An 18,911-nucleotide genomic window follows, 5' to 3' on the forward strand; every position below is an offset into this window, starting at 1 on the left:
CACAAGAAGCTGGCCGAGAGCACGGGCCTGAAGATCTACTTCGCCGATCCCCACAGCCCCTGGCAGCGGGGCATCAACGAGAACACCAACGGGCTGATCCGTGAGTTCCTGCCCAAGGGCTCCGATCTGAGCGTGTTCTCTCAACGAGAGCTCGACCACACCGCTTGGGACCTCAACACTCGACCTCGTAAATCCCTCGGTTGGCGCACTCCCTCCGAGGTCTTCTTCGAGTCAGCCTTCGACGCCAGCCGCGCAATTCAACCCACTGTTGCACTTGGGCTTTGAAACCGCCGTTACTTTCATTTGGCAAGGCAAATGAAAGTGACTCGCCCGCCGGGGCGAAATCCCGGCCCCCCGCCCGGGCAGGGCATCACTCCATCCCTGGGTTCTGCATCGCCCGCTGATGCCGCTCGATGAACTCCCGATACGTATCGATGCCGCGCAACTGCAAGATGGTGTTGCGCACCGCCGCCTCCACCAGCACCGCCAGGTTGCGCCCGGCATCCACCGCGATCACCACCTTGCGCACCGGCACGTTCAGGATGTCCTCGTTGAGCGGCTCGTAGGGCAGGCGCTCGAAATCGCGGTCCAGCGTCTCCTTGCGCACCAGGTGCACGATCAGCTTCAGCCGCATCTTCCGGCGCACCGCGGTCTCGCCGAAGATCGCCTTGATGTCGAGCAGCCCGATGCCGCGCACCTCCAGCAGGTTCATCAGCAGCTCCGGGCAGCGCCCCTCGAGCGCCGTCTGCGAGGTGCGGAACAGGTCGACCGCGTCGTCGGCCACCAGCCCGTGGCCGCGCGAGATCAACTCCAGCCCCAGCTCGCTCTTGCCCAGGCCCGACTCACCGGTCAGCAGCACGCCGACGCCGAGAATGTCCATGAACACGCCGTGACGCGTCGTGCGCTCGGCAAACAGCTGGCTCAAATAGCCTCGCACCACGTCGATCACGTGGCCGGCCGATTCGTCGGTGACGAACAGCGGGATGTCGGCCCGGTCGCACAGCGCGACCAGCCGGTTCGGCGGAATCTGCTTGTCGGCAACGATCACCACCGGCGGCTCCAGCGTCACGATGCGCTGGATGCGGCGCTCCTGGTCTTCCGGCGACGCATCCTGCAGGTAGGCAACCTCGCGGCGGCCGACGATCTGCACGCGGTACGGGTGGATGTAATTCAGGTAGCCGACCAGGTCGGCGGCCGATTGCGCGTTGCGCACCGCCGCCTCGTCGAAGCGGCGCTCCGGGTGGGCGTGCCCGGCGATCCATTCCCAGCGCAGCGCCGGACGGTGTTCCTCGAACAGCGCCTCGGCGCTGATGACCGACGGTTTCACGCGAAGGCCCTGTCGAACCCCGTGGACCGGGTCATGCGACCGACTTCAGCGGTTCCCAATTGGAGATCAGCTCATGGACGCGCGCCGCCGGGGCCTCGCTCTTCAGGCGCTCGCGCAGCTCGCGCTCGCTGAGCATCTCGGCGATCTCGGACAGGATCTCGAGATGGCGCTGCGTCGCGGCTTCGGGCACCAGCAGGAAGATCAGCAGGCTGACCGGTTCGTCGTCGGGGGCGTCGAACGGGATCGGCTGCTGCACGCGCACGACGGCGGCCAGCGGATTCTTCAGGCCCTTGATGCGGCCGTGCGGGATGGCGACCCCGTGGCCCAGCCCTGTGGAACCCAGGCGTTCGCGGGCGAACAGGTTGTCGGTGACGGTGGCACGCGCGATGGCGTGCTGGTTCTCGAACAGCAGGCCCGCGTGCTCGAACGCACGCTTCTTGCTGGTGGCCTCCACGTCGATCAGGACGTTGGTCACGGGGAGAATGGCGGCGAGTCGGTTCATCGGCGGGTCACTTCTGGCCTCGGATGGAGGCATTCATTCGGCGATGTGCCACGGCGGTATGCCGCGACAGTCTTAACGGGAAATTATAGAAACCGGGTTGACAGCACGGAGCCGGACTGCGTCGCCAGAGGCCAAATTCTGCACGCGACGCTGCATTGCAGCAACGTGCGGGACCAGTTTGGGGGGGGGCAGCGCACCAGGTGCGGGCGAAACCTTGCAGAAATCCAACCGGAAGCGGCACGAAGAACGGCCCTTTCATCGGAACGAAAAAGCGGCCCGCAGGCCGCTTCACGGTCGTTCAGATGCGTCGCGGACTCACAAGGTCGCATCGATCCGCTTGGCAGCCACGTGGTGGTGGTCCTGCAGCTTGTCCTTGTGGCGGCAAACCTGCCGGTCCAGCTTGTCCATCAACTGGTCGATGGCCGCGTAGAGATCTTCATGGCAGTTCTCGACGAAGATGTCCTTTCCCTTGACATGCAGCGTGACTTCAGCCTTTTGCCTGCGTTCCTTCTCCTTGAGCTTCTCGACGGATAGCAGCACGTTGATGTCCACCACCTGGTCAAAATGGCGCGTGATCCGATCCAACTTGGTGAGCACATACTCACGCAGGGCCGGTGTCACCTCGAGGTGGTGTCCGCTGATCGTCAAATTCATGAGATCTCCTTTCGCAGGGGTGTGGGGGAAAGCGGGAGGGGGTCGCCGTGAACGGCTGGAGGCGATGCGTGGAGATGCTTGGAAATGCTTCGAAAGGGGTGGACCGGGAGGTCGTTGAAAACAGTGTGCACCCGGACGTGGGGTGTGACAAGCAAAAGACACCCGCAAAACACCGGTATCGGCCCCTCGCACTGGACGCCGCGCCGAAGGCGTGAGAAGGTCGACGTTTTCAGCGATGTGATAATCCTGCGTTGACCTGAACGTCTGCCGGAGCCCTTGCATGCTGAATGTGTTCACGCTGGTCAACGGCCGCCTGTTTCAGGAAGAGATCGCGAGCGCTGACACCCTGGCCCACGTGACGCCGGTGTGGGTCGACCTCGAGGCGCCGACCCCCGAAGAAAAGAGCTGGATCGCCGAGCATTTCGGCGTGACCATCCCCGAGGACGTGGTCGACGACGACCTGGAGGAATCGGCCCGCTTCTATGAAGAAGACAACGGCGAGCTGCACATCCGCTCTGACTTCCTGATCGATGACGACGAAACCCCGCGCAACGTGCGGGTCGCCTTCATCCTGCACAACAAGGTGCTGTTCTCGATCCACGGCGAAGACCTGCCGGTGTTCCGGCTGCTGCGCCTGCGGGCGCGCCGCATCCCGGCGCTGATCGAAGACGCGAAGGACGTGCTGCTGAAGCTCTACGACGCCGATGCCGAGTACAGCGCCGACGCGCTCGAAGGCATCTACGACAGCCTCGAGGCGGTCGGCGCGCGGGTGCTGAAGAAAGAGATCACCGACAGCGACGCCGCCCTGGTGCTGGCCGCGATCGCGCGCGAGGAAGACTTGAACGGCCGCATCCGACGCAACGTGATGGACACCCGGCGCGCGGTGAGCTTCATGATGCGCAGCCGCATGCTGAACGCCGAGCAGTTCGAGGAATCGCGCCAGATCCTGCGCGACATCGATTCGCTGGACAGCCACACCGCGTTCCTGTTCGACAAGATCAACTTCCTGATGGACGCGACGGTCGGCTTCATCAACATCAACCAGAACAAGATCATCAAGCTGTTCTCGGTGGCGAGCGTCGCGCTGCTGCCGCCGACGCTGATCGCGAGCATCTACGGGATGAACTTCAAGGCGATGCCCGAGCTGGACTGGTCGCTCGGCTACCCGTACGCGCTGGTGTTGATGGCGCTCAGCGTGATCGCCCCGTTCTGGTACTTCCGCCGCAAGGGCTGGCTCTGATTCTTCTCAGGGCGCGCGCTCGAGGGTGAACTGCATCACGCCGGTGTTGCCGGTCTCGAAGGCGGCCTCGCAATACGCGAGGTAGAACTCCCAGGTGCGCATGAAGCGGGTGTCGAAGCCCAGGCGGCGCACGCCTGCATCTTCAGCGAGGAAACGCTCGCGCCAGCGGCGCAGCGTTTCGGCATAGTCCCCGCCGAACGACAGCTCGTTGACCACTAGCAAACCCGCGCGCGCCGCCGCGGCGCGAAAGGCCTGCGGGCTCGGCAGCAGGCCGCCGGGGAAGATGTACTGCTGGATGAAATCGGTCGAGCGGACATAGCGCTCGAACAGGTCGTCGCGGATCGTGATGCTCTGGACGCAGGCCCGTCCGCCCGGCTTCAGCTGGCGTCGCAGCATCGCGAAGAAGCCGGGCCAGTAATCGTGGCCGACCGCCTCGAACATCTCGATCGACACGACGGCATCGAACGGCCCGTCGTCGATGTCGCGGTAGTCCTGATAGCGCAGTTCGCCCGGCAGGCCGGCCTCCGCCAGCCGACGCTGCCCCCACTCGAGCTGCTCGGTCGACAGCGTCACGCCGGTCACCTGCGCGTCGAACTCGCTTGCCGCGCATTCGGCCAGTGCGCCCCAGCCGCAACCCACCTCGAGCACGCGATCGCCCGGCCGCACGCCGCACTCGCCGAGCGCACGCCGCATCTTGGCCGCTTGCGCCGTCGGCATGTCCTGCGTGCGGTCGCCGTCGAACCACGCGCTGGAATAGTTCATCGTCGGGTCCAGCCACAGGCGGTAGAACGCGTTGCCGAGGTCGTAGTGCGCATGGATGTTCTTCTTGCTGCCGCGCCGCGAGTTGCGGTTGAACAGATGGCGCATCCGGTGCAGCAGCGCGCCCCACCAGCGGCCGTAGACCAGCGCCTCCATCTCGTCGCGGTTCGCGATGAAGAGTTTCAGCAGCGCCGCCAGGTCGGGCGTGCTCCAGTCGCCGGCGATGAAGGTCTCGGCGAAGCCGATGTCGCCGGACTTCAGCGCCGCGGTGGCGCCATTCCAGTTGCGCAGCCGCAGTGCTGCGCGAAGCTCGCCGCCGCTGCCGAAGTGCAGCTGCTCGCCGCTCGGCAGCTGGATGTCGAGCGTGCCGTGGCGCAGGCGTTCGAGCAGGCGCAGCACCGGGCGGGCCGCCATCGGCACGCTGTCGGGCAGGGTCCGGGGCGCGAAGCTGGTGGAGGATCGATACGACATGGTGGGGCGCCCGATCAGGCGTCGGTGAGCGGGAGATCAGCGGGTGAGGAACTGCGTCGGCGGCGCCGGCTTGCGCACGAAGGGCACGCGCTTGCAGAACAGCTTCAGCGCCTGCCAGTGGATGCGCGCGACGACGGCCAGCGTCATCAGCGGCATGCCGAAGAAAGCGGCGCGGGCGCTGCGGGCCGACAGCGGCGCGAGCGTGCCCGAGACGCTGGTGCGGATCAGCGGGCCTTCGCTGTCGTCGTGGTCGATGCGGGCGATGGTTCTCATGGGAGAGTCCATACGCGCATCCGCGGCCGGTGGATGCACGCCACTCAGCATGAAGCGAAAACGGTAGCGGCCGCGCGGCTCGCAGAACGGCGAGACATGGAAGACCTTGTCGGCCGTCAGCTCGCGGCCCCAGGCCAGCGTCGTGCCGTGCAGCAGGTAGCAATGCCGCTCGCCGAAGGTGTTGTTGACCTCGACGACGATCGCGCCGAGCCCGCCATCGGCCCGGTGGCAGTACCAGAAGCTGACCGGCTTGAAGCTGTGGCCGAGCACCCGCGGCAGGCAGTGCAGCCAGACCTCGCCGCGCGTCTCGTGGAGCAGTCCCTCGGTGAACAACAGCTCATCGAGCCAGGCCAGGCAGTCGTCGCGGCCGTCGCCATGGTCGCGGTCGCTGAAGCTGACGAGCCCGAAGCGGTTGCGGTGCAGCGCCGGGGAGGGCTGCGCGCGCAGGCTGCGCAGCGGCAGCAGCAGAAAGTAAGTGGGGTAGGCGAAGCGGTTGATGGCCGGTCGCAGGCGCGCGTGCCGCACCTGGCCCCGGCCGATCAGCGCCTGCGCGCCGGGCCTCACGCGGCGGCTCCCTGCTCCGCGGCGGCCCACCGTTCGCGCAGGCCGTCGACGACGGCGAGGCCCGACATCAGTCCGTCTTCATGAAATCCGTAGCGCGTCCATGCGCCGCAGAACCAGGTGTGGGCCTGGCCTTGCAGCGCCGGCAGGCCTTGCTGCGCCGCGATGGCCGCCGCGTCGAACACCGGATGCGCATAGTCGAACTCGCCGTGCACGCGGTCGGCCGCGATCTCGCGCACCGGGTTCAGCGAGACGATCACCGGCTCGCGGAACGGCAGCGGCTGCAGCCGGTCGATCAGGTAGTGCAGGCAGACGGCGGCCTGCTCGCGCGGCAGTTCGGCCGCACGCTCGTAGTTCCAGGCCGCCCAGGCGCGGCGCTGCTGCGGGAGCTGCCGCGTGTCGGTGTGCAGCACCGCGCGGTTGCGGTGGTAGCGGATCACGCCGAGCAACGTGCGCTCGGCCGGCGTCGCGTCGTCGAGCAGCGCGAGCGACTGATCGCTGTGGCAGGCGAGCACCAGTTCGTCAAAGCGCTCGCTGCCGGTGTCGGTGCGCACCATCACGCCGGCGCTGCCCTGGCCGGGTGGCAGGCGCCGCACGCTGCGCACCGGCGTGTTCAGCCGCGCGTCGGCGATGCGCGGCAGCATCTTCTCGACATAGCGGCGCGCCCCGCCGACCACCGTGAACCAGCGCGGCCGGTTTGCGACCTGCAGCAGTCCGTGGTTGTGGCAGAAGCGGATCATCGTCGCGACCGGAAAGCGCAGCATCTGCTCGGTCGGGCACGACCAGATGCTGCCGATCATCGGCAGGAAGTAGCCGTCGCGGAACAGCGGCGAAAAGCGCTGCGCATCGAGGAAATCGCCGATCGACTGCTGCATCTGCGCGTCGTCGTTGTCGTCATCGTTGTCGTCATCCCCGCGCTCGGCGATGCGGGTCGCGACGCGGTTGAAGCGCAGCACCTCGGCCAGCATGCCGAGGAAGCGTGGGCGCAGCAGGTTGCGGCGCTGCGCGAACACGCTGTTCAGGTCGCTGCCGCTCCATTCGAGGCCGGTCGCGCGCGCCTGCACCGAGAACGACATCTCGGTCGCGGTCGTCGCGATGCCCAGCTCGGCGAACAGCGCGATCAGCCGCGGGTAGGTGCGTTCGTTGAAGACGAGGAAGCCGGTGTCGACGCCGTGCGTGACGTCGCCGGTGCCATCGCGGGCCGGCAATGTCAGATCGACGGTGTGCGTGTGGCCGCCGAAATATGGCCCGGCTTCGAACAGCGTGACCTGGGCTTCATCGGCCAGCCGCCACGCGACCGACAGGCCGGCGATGCCGGAGCCGACGACGGCAACGCGACGCATCGCAGCTCAGGCCCGGTCGGCCGGGGCACAGAGGCCCGGGCCGGGAATAAAAACCGCTGCACAGCGCCCCGCGGCGAAGGAGGGAGGGAGGAGGGAGGAGGAGAACCGCCCCGGGATTTCAGCCTGCTGGGCAGGCCGGCTGTGCAACGCAAGAACAGGATCCAAACACGTGCCACCGGCAAGCGCCCCGGCACGTCTCAGGTGGGGTGAGACGCCCAGTGTCCAGTCGAGTTCCGTCGTCTTCCGAAAAAAAACATGTCTCCGTGTGACCCGCCACCGGGCGTGGCCGACCGCGGTGACATCGAGGCGCCGGTCCGGTCGCATCACTTCGCCGCCAGCTGGCGTTCGATCTCGCGCACGAAGGCCGCGTCGTCCGGCTCGACCGTGCTCGCGAAGCTCAGCACCGCGTTGCCGTCGCGCGAGACCACGTACTTGTGGAAATTCCACTTCGGCGCGGCGCCGGTGCGCCTGCGCAGTTCCACGTACAGCGGATCGACCTGGGCGCCGGCAGACTCGGTCACGCGGGTCTTCGTGAACATCGGGAACTTCACGCCGAAGGTGTTCTCGCAAAAATCCGCAATGTCCTTGCTTGAGCCCGGCTCCTGCGCGCCGAAATCATTGGACGGGAACCCGAGGACGACCAGGCCCCGGTCGCGGTAGCGCTGGTACAGCGCTTCCAGGCCCTTGTACTGGGGCGTGAAGCCGCAGAAGCTCGCGGTGTTGACGATCACCACGACCTGGCCGGCGTACTGGCACAGGTTCTGCGGCTTCTCGTCCTGCAGGCGCAGCGCTTGGCGGTTCAACAGGGCCGGGCACGACGGCGCGGCCGATGCCGTGGCGGGGGCCAGCAAGGCGCCTGCGAGCAGGGCCGAGGCCAGCGCGAGGAGGGGTCGAAAGTGTTTCATGCGGTCGGTTTGTCCAGGTCAGGATGGGTGTCGATGCCAACGAACTGCTCAATTTTGCCGACATTGTCCAGTTTTGTCCTGGACAATATTGGTTCGCTTGGCAAGTTTGTCGACCCGAGCGTGCCACGATGAAAGCCCCTACCCTGTCCATTGCCGCCGTCGAGCGCGACACCGGGCTCAGCAAGGACACCTTGCGGGTCTGGGAGCGCCGCTACGGATTCCCGCTGCCGCAGCGCGATGCGCAGGGCGAGCGCTCGTATCCGCTCGACCAAGTCGAGAAGCTGCGCATCGTGCGCCGGCTGATGGACGGCGGGCACCGGCCCGGCCGGGTCGTCGGCATGCCGATCGACGAGCTGCGCCGGCTCAGCGAGAGCAGCCCCGAGCCGGTGCGCGGCACCGCCACCGCGGCCGCTCCGCTCGAGCCGGTCGCGCCGGCGTTGAACCAGTACCTCGAACTCGTTCGTGCCCATGATCTGGTGGCATTGCGACGCCTGCTGACGCAGGCCCAGTTGAGCCTGGGCCTGAGCCGCTTCGTCGTGGAAGTGGTGGTCCCCCTCAATACGCTGGTCGGCGACGCCTGGATGCGCGGGCAGCTGGAAATCTTCGAGGAACACGCCTGCTCGGAGGTGCTGCACGGCGTGATGCGCCAGGCGCTGTACCTGCTGCCGCAGCCGCCGGCCGACACGCGGCCGAACGTGCTGCTGACCACCTTCCCTGGTGAGCCGCACGGGCTGGGCCTGCTGCTGGCCGAGGTGCTGCTGGGCATGGCCGGCGCGCGCTGCACCTCGCTCGGACTGCAGACGCCGCTGTGGGACACCGTGCTGGCGGCCCAGGCCTTCGAGGCCGACATTGTCGTGCTGGCCTTCAGCGGCGCCACCAACCCGCAGCAGGTCACCGACAGCCTGGTCGAGCTGCGCGCCAAGCTGCCGCCGCCGGTCGAGGTGTGGGTGGGCGGCGCCGCCCCGGTGTTGCACCGCCGCACGCCGGCCGGCATCACCGCGCTGGCCGCGCTCGGCGACCTGCAGGGCGCGCTGACACGCTGGCGGGAACGGTAGATAACCTTCTTCGCTACTCTTGTGTGACGGGCTGTCACGATGCGCCGTCTAAAATGCCGCCGGACTTCCACAGGCCCTATCTATGCTTTACCCCGAACTGTTCAAGCAACTCGAGGCTGTCCGATGGAACATGGACACCGACATCCCCTGGGATGAGTTCGATGGCAGCCGGCTCACCGAAGAGCAAGCCCAGACCATCAAGATGAATGCGATCACCGAGTGGGCGGCGCTGCCGGCCACCGAGATGTTCTTGCGGGACAACCGCGATGACAGCGATTTCTCGGCCTTCATGAGCGTGTGGTTCTTCGAAGAGCAGAAGCACTCGCTGGTGCTGATGGAGTACCTGCGCCGCTTCCGGCCCGACCTGGTGCCGAGCGAAGAGGAACTGCATGCGGTGCGCTTCGAGTTCGACCCGGCCCCGGCGCTCGAGACGCTGATGCTGCACTTCTGCGGCGAGATCCGCCTGAACCACTGGTACCGCCGCGCTGCCGAATGGCACAGCGAGCCGGTGATCAAGGCCATCTACGAGACGCTCGCGCGCGACGAGGCCCGCCACGGCGGCGCCTACCTGCGCTACATGAAGCGCGCGATGCAGAAGTTCGGCGACGAGGCGCGCGCGGCCTTCGCGAAGGTCGGCGTGCTGATGGCCAGCGCCCGCCGCACCGCGCAGGCGCTGCACCCGACCAACCTGCATGTGAACGTCAAGCTGTTCCCGCGCGACACCATCCAGAGCCGCCTGCCCAACCCCGAGTGGCTGGAGCAGTGGCTGGACCGCCAGATCCAGTTCGACGCGGTCTGGGAGAACAAGGTCGTCGAGCGCATCCTGCACAACATGAGCCTGCTGATGGAACGCAGCTTCGCGAGCGTGCAGGAGCTGAACCGCTTCCGCAAGGAAATGGCGGCGGCGATCGCGACCGCGGCCAAGGGTGCCACCCCGGGCGCGCAACCGGCCTGATGCACGGCGTCCGGGTGGCGTCCTTCCTCGACAAGCTCTGCCCGCGCGAGCAGTTGCCCGCGCGGCTCTCCGCTCTGCCGCGCCCGCTGGTCTTCACGAACGGCGTGTTCGACATCCTGCACCGCGGCCACGTCAGCTACCTCGCGAAGGCGCGTGAGCTGGGCGGCAGCCTGGTGATCGGGCTGAACAGCGACACGTCGGCGCGCCTGCTCGGCAAGGGGCCCGACCGGCCGCTGAATGCCGAGACCGACCGCGCCTGCGTGCTGGCCGCATTGGAGAGCGTGAGCCTGGTGACGCTGTTCGACGAGAAGACGCCGGTCGCGCTGCTCGGCGAGGTGCGTGCCGACCTCTACGTGAAGGGCGGTGACTACGACATGGAGACGCTCGACGAGACGCGGCTCGTGCGCAGCTGGGGTGGGCAGGCGCTGGCGATTCCGTTCGTCGACGGGTATTCGACGACGGCGCTGGTGAAGCGAATCAGGGCCTGAGGTCCCGGATCAACGCGACGTCCGGTTCACGACAGCGATCCCGATCGCGACACCCACCAGCGCCACCACCAGCCGCGCCGTGATCGGCTCACCGAGCAGCCACAGCCCGAGCAGCAGCCCGAACACCGGCGTCAGCAGCGTGAAGGCCGCGAGCCGCGTCGCCGGGTAGTGGCGCACCAGCCAGAACCACATCAGGTAGCTGGCCGACGTGACCACCACCACCTGGAACGCGAGCGAACTCCAGGCCAGCGGCGACAGCGCCTGCGGCAGCGGCCGGCCGCTCGCGAGCGCCGCCAGCGCCAGCAGCACACCCGACACGCTGAGCTGGTACAGCAGCGTCTTCTCGGCCGACGCGCCCGACAGCCGGGTGCCGCGGATCGCCAGCGTGGTCGCGCCCCACAGCACGCCGGCCGTCACGCCGAGCGCATCGCCGATCCACTGGTGCGCGCCGACGGCCGGCTGCGAAAAGCCCTCGGCGAAGGCCCAGGCGACCCCGGCGAACGCGGCGACCAGCCCACCCACCTGCACGCCCGACAGCCGCTCCGACTTCGCGATGAACGGCATGCCGAGCGCGACGACGAACGGCGACAGGTAGATGAACACCACCATGCGCGACGCGCTGGTGAATTGCAGCCCGAGGAAGATGCAGACGAACTCGGCCGCGAACAGCGCGCCGGCCAGCAGCCCGCCACCCAGCGTGCCGTCGCGCTCGAACAGCCGGATTCTGCGCCAGCGCGACCACACGAACACCAGCAGCGCACCGCCCAGCGAGCGCAGCGCCGCCTGCTGCAGCGGCGGCACCTCGGGCAGCGCCGCCTTCGCGGCGACCTGGTTCAGGCCCCACAGGAAGCACAGGCCGATCAGCGAGGTGACGGCCAGCGAATCGAGCGCGCTCTTTCGTTCAGTCATCGGGTCTTGTTCTGGAGAGAAAACCTGCGACCAGCGCGCAGGCGATGCCGACGACCAGTCCGCAGGCGTGCGCGATCGGTGCGACGCCGATATCCCAGCCGGCCGTGTGCTGCACCGGCCCGAGCCACGGCGACTCGCTGACCACCTTGATGCAGAGACCCCCGAGCACCGCGGCGCCGATCCACCGCCCGGCGCGTTGCGCCAGCAGGTGCACCGCGACGATGGCCACGGCCGCATGCAGCACGCCCGACAGCCCGCCGTAGTGGCGCAACGCCGGCTGCAGCAGCAGCGCGAGATGCGTCAGCGGCCAGGCCGCGAACCACGCCGCGCTCACCGGCCACGGCACGCGTGCCGACAGGCCCAGCATCGCGACGAGCACCAGGCCCAGCAGGTTGGCGCCCAGGTGCAACGGGCTGAAGTGAACGAACAGCGCGGTCCACCAGCGCCACGGCTCGGTGGCTGCCAGCCCGGGCTGCCAGTCGAGCACCGCCTTCGGCACCGCCTGCGCCGCGAGCGTCGCGAGGAAGATCGACGCCGACAGCAGCGCCCACGCCCGACCGGGCTGTCGCAATGCGCGGGGAGCGTTGGTGATCAAGCGCCGGCCGACGCCGGAAACACGGCGGCCCACAGCGCGAGCACCGCATCGCGGTACGCGGCCAGCGGCGCCGGATCGAACTGGGTCGGCTGCTCGTCGAGCCGCGCCCGGTGCTGCGCGCGGCGCAGCTCGCGGTAGGCATCGGCGGCCGCGCTGCCGACGCCGGCCGGCAGCAGCCCGCACCCCTCGGCGCGTTGCAGCAGCGCGATGTTGCCGACGTTGTCGAGCAACTCCGGATGGTCCGCGCCATGGGCCAGCACCAGCGTCTGCACCGCGAACTCCGCATCCATCATGCCGCCGGCGCTGTGCTTCACGTCGAACAGCGCGCCGCGCACCGGATGGGCGCTGCGCACCTTCTCGCGCATCGCCTGCACCTCGGTGCGCAGCGCGGCCGGGTCGCGCGGCGCGCACAGCACCGCGCGGCGCACCGCCTCGAAGCGCGGCGCCAGCTCGGCGTCGCCGGCGCAGAAGCGTGCCCGCGTCACCGCCTGGTGCTCCCAGGTCCACGCGGTGTTGCTGCCGCGCCCGCGCTGGTAGTTCTCGAACGAGGCGAGCGAGGTGACGAGCAGCCCCGAGCTGCCGTTCGGCCGCAGCGCGGTGTCGATGTCGAACAGCTCGCCGGCCGCGGTGCGCAGCGTGAGCCAGGTGATCAACTTGCGCACGAAGGCGGCGTAGACCTCGGCGGCGCGGTCGGTGTCGGCCTCGTCGCCGTCGTCGTACAGGAACACGACGTCGAGGTCGCTGCCGTAGCCGAGCTCCTTGCCGCCGAGCTTGCCGTAGGCGATCACCGCGAAGCGCGGGGCCGGCCGGTGGCGCAGCTTCAGGTGGCCCCAGGCCCAGTTCAGCGCGCACTGCAGCGTGGCATCGGCCAGCGCCGACAGGTCGTCGGCCACCTGCTCGACCGTGATGTGGCCCTCGACGTCGCGCACCAGCGTGCGGAACACCTCGGCATGGTGGGCGCGGCGCAGCGTGTCGAGCAGCGATTCTTCGTCGGCCTGGCCGGAGCGCTCCCAGGCCTCGTGGCGCGCTTCCAGGTCGGCGATGAATTCGGCGGCGTCGAAGCGGCTGTGCAGCAGGCGTTCGTCGGCGAGTTCGTCGATCACGCCGGGGTGCTGCATCAGGTAGCGCATCGGCCAGCGCGCGAGGCCGAGCAGGCGCAACAGGCGGTTGTGCACCTCGGGCCGCTCGACCAGCAGCGCGAGGTAGCTCTCGCGGCGCAGCAGCGGCTCGACCCAGTCGACGAAGCGCGCGGCGGCATCCATCGTGCAGCGCCGGTCGCCGACCGCCTCGACGGTGCGCGTGATCAGCCGCGCCAGCCGCACCTTGCTGTCGTCGCGCAGCGCGCGGATCTTCGGCTGGCCGCACCAGCTGCGCACGCGCGACGCGATCTCGGGCGGCAGCTTCTCGATGAACTCCTCGCTGTCGACCGGCGACGGCGGCGGCCCGCAGGTCTTGCAGCTGCCGGGCTTCTTGCCGGGCGGACAGGCGGCGGGCGCCTGGCCTTCGTGCAGCAGTGCGTCGAATTCGAGCGCCACCATCTCGCGCGCCGCGCCCAGCAATTCGAGCAGCTCGCACGAGACCTTGCCGCAGTGCAGGCCCATGCTGCGTGCGATCCAGTTGAGGTCGTCGTCGGCGGTCGGCAGCAGGTGGGTCTGCTGGTCGTCGAGGAACTGGATGCGGTGCTCGATGCGGCGCAGGAAGGTGTAGGCCTCGGCCAGCCGCTCGGCGCTGGCCGGCTTCATCAGCCCGCCGGCGGTCAGCTTGCTCAGCGCCTTCAAGGTGGAGCGGGTGCGGATCTCGGGGAACTGCCCGCCGCGCACCACCAGCAGCAGCTGCACGATGAACTCGATCTCGCGGATGCCGCCGCGCGACAGCTTCACGTCGTTCGCGCGTTCGGGCCGGCCGGCGGCGCGGCGCTGCGCCTCGTCGCGCACCTTGCGGTGCAGCTGGCGCAGCCCTTCGAACACGCCGTAGTCGAGGTAGCGCCGGTAGACGAAGCTCGTCACGGTGGAGCGCAGCGCGAGCGCGCGGCCGTTGCGCACGCTCTCGCGCGGCGCGACGACGCGGCTCTTCAGCCAGGCGAAGCGCTCCCACTCGCGGCCCTGCACGAGGAAGTACTCCTCCAGCATCGCGAGGCTGACGACCGGCGGGCCGGAGTTGCCGTTCGGCCGCAGCGCGAGGTCGACGCGAAACACGAAGCCGTCGTCGGTGGTGTCGCCGATCAGCGCGTAGAGGCTGCGTGCGAGCTGCGAGAAGTATTCGTGCGCGGTGACCTGCTGCGGGCCGGTGGTCTCGCCGTCTTCCTCGTAGACGTAGACCAGGTCGATGTCGGACGAGACGTTCAGCTCGCGCGCACCGAGCTTGCCCATGCCGACGACCCAGAAGTCGATGCGCTGGCCGTCGGCATTCAGCGGCGCGCCGTAGCGCTGGTCGAGCTCGCGCTGCGCCTGCGCGATCGCGCGGTCGAGCGTGGTTTCGGCCAGCTCGGTCATCGAGCGGGTGATGTCTTCCATCGCCGCGCCCTGCTCCACGTCGAGCACGGCCAGGCGTTCGAGCACCAGGTGGCGGGCCACGCGCAACGCGCTCGGCAGCGTGCGGTCGGTGGCGAGCAGCGCGTCGATCAGCGCCTCGATCGGTTCGCGGGTCGGCAGGCCCGGGGCCAGCAGCGACAGCTCGGCGCCAAAGCGGCGGCGAATCCGCTGCACGAAGCGGCTGTGCTCGGCGAGAGCCGGGCCGGGCATCGTTGGCGCGGCCGTGGCGTCGGAGGCCGGCGCGCCGAGGGTGGAAGACTCGAGAGCCATGAGACGTTGCTGCCCGTGTCGAGGAAGGCGGTCGGATTCTGCCCCAGCCGCAATTCCTGTGACGGGCGAAGGCCCGGAGTCCGACGTAAGCTCGGGCGCTCCGGCCGCCACCGTGTGAGGAAGGCCACACTCTGCAGGGAAATCCCGATGCTGATCGCCGCGCTTCAAACGGTCTCGACGCCCCGCGTCGACGAGAACCTGGACCACGCCCGCCGGCTGATCGCGCAGGCCGCCGACGCCGGTGCGAAGCTGGTCGGGCTGCCGGAGTATTTCTGCCTGATGGGGCTCAGCGACCGCGACAAGCTGGCGGTGGCCGAGGTGCCGGGCGACGGGCCGATCCAGGCGATGTTGTCCGAGGCGGCGCGCAGCCACGGGCTGTGGATCATCGGCGGCACCTTGCCGCTGCGCACCGGCAGCCCCGATCGCGCGCTCAACGCGAGCTGCGTGTTCGCGCCCGACGGCACGCTGGCGGCGCGCTACGACAAGATGCACCTGTTCCGCTACGACAACGGCCGCGAGAACTTCGACGAAGGCCGCGTGCTGCAGGCCGGCAGCGAGCCGGTGACCTTCGAGGCCGAGGGGCTGCGCGTGGGTTTGAGCATCTGCTACGACCTGCGGTTTCCGGAGCTGTACCGCGCGATGATGTCGCCGCCCTGCGACCTGCTGGCGGTGCCGGCCGCGTTCACGCACACCACCGGGCATGCGCACTGGGAGCTGCTGCTGCGGGCGCGCGCGGTCGAGAACCAGTGCTACGTGATCGCGCCGGCGCAGGGCGGGCTGCACGAGAACGGGCGGCGCACCTTCGGGCACAGCCTGATCGTCGACCCGTGGGGCGAGGTGCTCGCGATGCGCGAGGAGGGCGAAGGCGTCGTGGTGGCGACGCTCGATCCGGCGCGCATCGCGCAGGTCAGGATGCAGTTGCCGGCGCTGACACACCGGCAGCCGAGGTGGATCGCGGCCTGATCAGGCCAGTTCGCTGCGACGCGGCAGGTCCGCGCCACGCCGCGAGCAGGTGATGGCCGCAGCCCGCGCCGCGAAGTTCAGCGCATCGGCCAGTTGATCGCTGCGCAGTGCAGCGATCGCCTTCCCCGCCAGCGCATCGCGCTCGGCCAGCCAGGTCAGCAGCGCCGCCTGGAAGGTGTCGCCTGCGCCCACCGTGTCGATCACCGTCACCACCACCGGCTGCGCCTCGGCCTGCGCCGATGCCGTCCAGCCGATCGCGCCCTTCGCCCCGCGCGTCACCACCACCAGCGTGACACCGGCCGCCAGCCACTCGCGCGCCAATGCCTCGTGCGCGACGCCGGGGTACAGCAGCGCCAGGTCCTCGTCGCTCACCTTCAGCAGGTGCGTGCGCGGCAGCATCCACTGCAGCTGTTCGCGCCAGCGCGCGACATCGGGCTCGACATTCAGGCGGATGTTCGGGTCGTATGAGATCAGGCAGCGCCCGTGTTCGCGCTCGACCAGCGCGCGCAGCGTGCCGGCCACCGGCTCGACGACGGTGTTGAACGAGCCGACATGGATCACGGTCGCGTCGCCCGGCACGCGCTGCAGCGCCTCCAGCGGCACCTCGCGGTCGGCTGCGCCGTGCCCGTAGAACGCATACGACGGCACACCGGCCGCATCGAGCCCGACCAGGCCCAGCGTCGTCGGCGCGCTGCTGACGTGCAGCGCCCGCGTGTCGACGCGCTCCGCCTGCATCGACGCCACCAGCCGCTCGCCGAGGAAGCCGCTCGACACCCCGCCGAAGAACGCCACCGGCTGGTCGAGCCGCGCCAGTCCGACCGCGACGTTGAACGGCGAGCCGCCGATGCGCGCATCCATGCTGACGCCGGTCGGCGTGCTGCCGGTCGAGAACACATCCATCAAGGCTTCACCGCACACCACGAACATCGATCGCTCCAGAGGGAAAAGTCAGCGAGAAAGGACTGCAAACGGGCCGCCAGCTTGCCCGCCGGCGGGTCGCGGAGGCTACAGGGTTTTCCATTAATCAATCAACTTGATTTATTAAACGGCGCTGCCCATACTTTGCGGCGCGTTCCCGATACGCGATAGCCGCCTCACCCACAACACCGGAGACAAGACATGCGCTTGAAGACCCAGTTGACCCTCTCGTCGATCACCGCCGCTGCTGCCCTGCTGGTGGCCGGCACCGCGGCGCAGGCCGCCGACCAGCCGATCATCGGCCTGATCACCAAGACCGAGACCAATCCCTTCTTCGTGAAGATGAAGGAAGGCGCGAACGAGGCCGCCAAGTCCAAGGGCGCGAAGCTGCTGACCGGTGCCGGCAAGGCCGATGGCGACAACGCCGGCCAGGTGACCGCGATGGAGAACATGATCGCCGCCGGCGCCAAGACCATCCTGATCACGCCGAGCGACTCGAAGGCGATCGTGCCGGCCATCAAGAAGGCGCGCGACAAGGGCGTGCTGGTGATCGCGCTCGACAGCCCGACCGACCCGACCGACGGCACCGACGCACTGTTCGCGACCGACAACTACCAGGCCGGCGTGCTGATCGGCCAGTACGCGAAGGTGGCGATGGCGGGCAAGCCGGTGAAGATCGTCACGCTCGACCTGTTCCCCGGCCACCCGGTCGGCGCGCAGCGCCACAACGGCTTCCTGAAGGGCTTCGGGCTGGCTGCGCCCGATGCGAAGAGCAACGAACTCGGCAAGGCCGCCGAGGTGGTCTGCATGGCCGACAGCTTCGGCGACCAGGCCAAGGCCCAGACCGCGATGGAGAACTGCCTGCAGAAGAGCCCCGAGGTGACGCTGGTCTACACGATCAACGAGCCGGCCGCCGCCGGTGCGTACAAGGCGCTGAAGTCGGCCGGCAAGGAAAAGGGCGTCACGATCGTCTCGGTCGACGGCGGCTGCCAGGGCATCAAGGACGTCGGCGCCGGCGTCATCGCGGCGACCTCGCAGCAGTACCCGTTGAAGATGGCGGCGATGGGCGTCGAGGCCGGCATCGCGTATGCGAAGACCGGCAAGAAGCCGAGCGGCTACACCGACACCGGCGTCACGCTGATCGCCGCCAAGCCGGTGGCCGGCGTCGACAGCAAGGACGTGAAGACCGGCACCGACCTCTGCTGGGGCAAGAAGTAATGAAGGGGCGCTTGCCCCCGCTCGCGACGCTCGGCCCCTTCATCGCGCTGCTGCTCGCCTGCGGTTTCTTCGCGACGCAGAACGAGCGCTTCCTGACCGGCGGCAACCTGTCGCTGGTGCTGCAGCAGGTGATGGTGGTGGGGGTGATCGCGATCGGCCAGACGCTGATCATCCTGACCGCCGGCATCGACCTGTCCTGCGGCATGGTGATGGCATTGGGCGGCATCGTGATGACGAAGTTCGCCACCGAACTCGGCGTGCCGCCGCTGCTGGCCGTGCTGTGCGGCATCGGCGTCACGACGCTGTTCGGGCTGGTCAACGGGCTGCTCGTGACGCGCATCAAGCTGCCGCCGTTCATCGTCACGCTGGGCACGCTGAACATCGCGTTCGCGATCACGCAGCTGTACTCGAACTCGCAGACGGTGACCGACGTGCCCGACGCGATGACGGCGCTGGGCAACACCTTCGCGCTCGGCGGCACCACCAACGTCGCGTACGGCGTGGTGCTGATGCTCGCGCTGTACGGCCTGGCCTGGTTCGCGCTGCGCGAGACGGCCTCCGGCCGCCACGTCTATGCAGTGGGCAACAGCCCCGAGGCGACCCGGCTGACCGGCATCCCGACGCAGCGCGTGCTGCTGTCGGTGTACGTGCTGGCCGGCGTGTTCTACGGCATCGCGTCGCTGCTGTCGGTGGCGCGCACCGGGGTCGGCGACCCGAACGCCGGGCAGACCGAGAACCTGGACGCGATCACCGCGGTGGTACTGGGCGGCACCAGCCTGTTCGGCGGGCGCGGCGTGATCCTCGGCTCGCTGGTCGGCGCGCTGATCGTCGGCGTGTTCCGCAACGGGCTGACGCTGATGGGCGTGTCGTCGATCTACCAGGTGCTGGTGACCGGCGTGCTGGTGATCCTGGCGGTGGCCACCGACCAACTTTCTCGCAAGGGGGCGCGCTGATGGCTGCCGATACGACAACGA

Annotated in this window: 19 protein-coding genes; 8 read left to right on the forward strand and 11 right to left on the reverse strand. The window is 68.7% G+C overall.

The genetic code is table 11. The features are described from left to right. Nucleotides 1–285 (forward strand): IS30 family transposase (locus BUE42_RS01825; RefSeq protein ID WP_143171257.1); only part of this gene is annotated, 285 nt, incomplete at its 5' end. An 85-nt stretch (nucleotides 286–370) separates the two neighbouring features. Here the strand turns inward: BUE42_RS01825 and hprK are convergent. From hprK to hpf, 3 genes are all read right to left on the reverse strand, one after another. After that, on the reverse strand, nucleotides 371–1,327 hold the full coding sequence (gene hprK / locus BUE42_RS01830; protein WP_073462409.1) for an HPr(Ser) kinase/phosphatase: 957 nt from the start codon (nucleotides 1,325–1,327) through the stop codon (nucleotides 371–373). A gap of 31 nt (nucleotides 1,328–1,358) precedes the next feature. Next, a complete protein-coding gene (locus BUE42_RS01835) occupies nucleotides 1,359–1,829 on the reverse strand; it encodes a PTS sugar transporter subunit IIA (protein WP_047501831.1) in 471 nt (156 codons plus the stop codon). 315 nt (nucleotides 1,830–2,144) lie between these two features. Next, nucleotides 2,145–2,483, reverse strand: coding sequence for a ribosome hibernation-promoting factor, HPF/YfiA family (gene hpf, locus BUE42_RS01840; RefSeq protein WP_047501829.1), 339 nt, complete (start codon nucleotides 2,481–2,483; stop codon nucleotides 2,145–2,147). A gap of 280 nt (nucleotides 2,484–2,763) precedes the next feature. Between hpf and corA the strand changes: the two genes are divergently transcribed. Further along, nucleotides 2,764–3,723 (forward strand): magnesium/cobalt transporter CorA, encoded by a 960-nt coding sequence (corA, locus tag BUE42_RS01845; protein WP_073462410.1) that lies wholly within the window; start codon nucleotides 2,764–2,766, stop codon nucleotides 3,721–3,723. 6 nt (nucleotides 3,724–3,729) lie between these two features. On the opposite strand, the gene BUE42_RS01850 is transcribed toward corA, so the two are convergent. The 4 genes from BUE42_RS01850 to BUE42_RS01865 form a co-directional block, all read right to left on the reverse strand. Next, a complete protein-coding gene (locus BUE42_RS01850) occupies nucleotides 3,730–4,953 on the reverse strand; it encodes an SAM-dependent methyltransferase (protein ID WP_073462411.1) in 1,224 nt (407 codons plus the stop codon). A gap of 36 nt (nucleotides 4,954–4,989) precedes the next feature. Further along, nucleotides 4,990–5,790, reverse strand: a complete 801-nt coding sequence (locus BUE42_RS01855; RefSeq protein WP_073462748.1) for a DUF1365 domain-containing protein — start codon at nucleotides 5,788–5,790, stop codon at nucleotides 4,990–4,992. Then, nucleotides 5,787–7,130 (reverse strand): NAD(P)/FAD-dependent oxidoreductase, encoded by a 1,344-nt coding sequence (locus BUE42_RS01860; protein ID WP_073462412.1) that lies wholly within the window; start codon nucleotides 7,128–7,130, stop codon nucleotides 5,787–5,789. Before BUE42_RS01860 ends, BUE42_RS01855 begins: the two co-directional genes overlap by 4 nt. A 323-nt stretch (nucleotides 7,131–7,453) precedes the next feature. After that, the gene (locus tag BUE42_RS01865; RefSeq protein WP_073462413.1) at nucleotides 7,454–8,035 is read right to left on the reverse strand and encodes a glutathione peroxidase; all 582 of its coding nucleotides are present in this window, start codon (nucleotides 8,033–8,035) and stop codon (nucleotides 7,454–7,456) included. A 128-nt stretch (nucleotides 8,036–8,163) separates the two neighbouring features. Between BUE42_RS01865 and BUE42_RS01870 the strand changes: the two genes are divergently transcribed. The 3 genes from BUE42_RS01870 to BUE42_RS01880 all read left to right on the forward strand — a co-directional run bounded on the left by BUE42_RS01870 (nucleotide 8,164) and on the right by BUE42_RS01880 (nucleotide 10,533). Continuing rightward, the gene (locus BUE42_RS01870) at nucleotides 8,164–9,090 is read left to right on the forward strand and encodes a MerR family transcriptional regulator (RefSeq protein ID WP_073462414.1); all 927 of its coding nucleotides are present in this window, start codon (nucleotides 8,164–8,166) and stop codon (nucleotides 9,088–9,090) included. A gap of 82 nt (nucleotides 9,091–9,172) precedes the next feature. Beyond that, entirely contained in the window at nucleotides 9,173–10,045 is an 873-nt protein-coding gene (locus BUE42_RS01875) for a ferritin family protein (RefSeq protein WP_073462415.1), read from the forward strand. Further along, nucleotides 10,045–10,533 carry an adenylyltransferase/cytidyltransferase family protein gene (locus tag BUE42_RS01880; RefSeq protein WP_073462416.1) on the forward strand — a complete coding sequence of 163 codons (489 nt, stop codon included), beginning with the start codon at nucleotides 10,045–10,047 and terminating at the stop codon, nucleotides 10,531–10,533. Before BUE42_RS01875 ends, BUE42_RS01880 begins: the two co-directional genes overlap by 1 nt. 9 nt (nucleotides 10,534–10,542) lie before the next feature. Here BUE42_RS01880 and BUE42_RS01885 read toward each other — a convergent pair whose 3' ends face one another. From BUE42_RS01885 to glnE, 3 genes are read right to left on the reverse strand one after another with little or no spacing between them, the layout of a single operon-like run. Further along, nucleotides 10,543–11,442, reverse strand: coding sequence for a DMT family transporter (locus BUE42_RS01885; RefSeq protein WP_073462417.1), 900 nt, complete (start codon nucleotides 11,440–11,442; stop codon nucleotides 10,543–10,545). After that, nucleotides 11,435–12,013: a rhombosortase gene (gene rrtA, locus BUE42_RS01890; protein WP_073462418.1), complete on the reverse strand. Its 579-nt coding sequence runs from the start codon at nucleotides 12,011–12,013 to the stop codon at nucleotides 11,435–11,437. The genes BUE42_RS01885 and rrtA overlap by 8 nt, the downstream gene beginning before the upstream one ends. A 20-nt stretch (nucleotides 12,014–12,033) precedes the next feature. After that, a complete protein-coding gene (glnE, locus tag BUE42_RS01895) occupies nucleotides 12,034–14,838 on the reverse strand; it encodes a bifunctional [glutamate--ammonia ligase]-adenylyl-L-tyrosine phosphorylase/[glutamate--ammonia-ligase] adenylyltransferase (RefSeq protein ID WP_073462419.1) in 2,805 nt (934 codons plus the stop codon). Nucleotides 14,839–14,985: 147 nt separating this feature from the next. Between glnE and BUE42_RS01900 the strand changes: the two genes are divergently transcribed. Beyond that, nucleotides 14,986–15,801, forward strand: coding sequence for a carbon-nitrogen hydrolase family protein (locus BUE42_RS01900; protein WP_073462420.1), 816 nt, complete (start codon nucleotides 14,986–14,988; stop codon nucleotides 15,799–15,801). Here BUE42_RS01900 and BUE42_RS01905 read toward each other — a convergent pair whose 3' ends face one another. Continuing rightward, the gene (locus BUE42_RS01905) at nucleotides 15,802–16,728 is read right to left on the reverse strand and encodes a carbohydrate kinase family protein (RefSeq protein ID WP_073462421.1); all 927 of its coding nucleotides are present in this window, start codon (nucleotides 16,726–16,728) and stop codon (nucleotides 15,802–15,804) included. Nucleotides 16,729–16,920: 192 nt separating this feature from the next. Here BUE42_RS01905 and BUE42_RS01910 point away from each other — a divergent pair, with 192 nt between their 5' ends. Together BUE42_RS01910 and BUE42_RS01915 are read left to right on the forward strand one after the other, a co-directional pair. Then, nucleotides 16,921–17,937, forward strand: coding sequence for a sugar ABC transporter substrate-binding protein (locus BUE42_RS01910; RefSeq protein ID WP_073462422.1), 1,017 nt, complete (start codon nucleotides 16,921–16,923; stop codon nucleotides 17,935–17,937). Continuing rightward, a complete protein-coding gene (locus BUE42_RS01915) occupies nucleotides 17,937–18,890 on the forward strand; it encodes an ABC transporter permease (RefSeq protein ID WP_073462423.1) in 954 nt (317 codons plus the stop codon). Before BUE42_RS01910 ends, BUE42_RS01915 begins: the two co-directional genes overlap by 1 nt. Nucleotides 18,891–18,911 lie beyond the last annotated feature (21 nt).

Origin of the sequence: Rhizobacter sp. OV335, assembly GCF_900142965.1 — a bacterium.
Taxonomy (GTDB): domain Bacteria; phylum Pseudomonadota; class Gammaproteobacteria; order Burkholderiales; family Burkholderiaceae_C; genus Rhizobacter.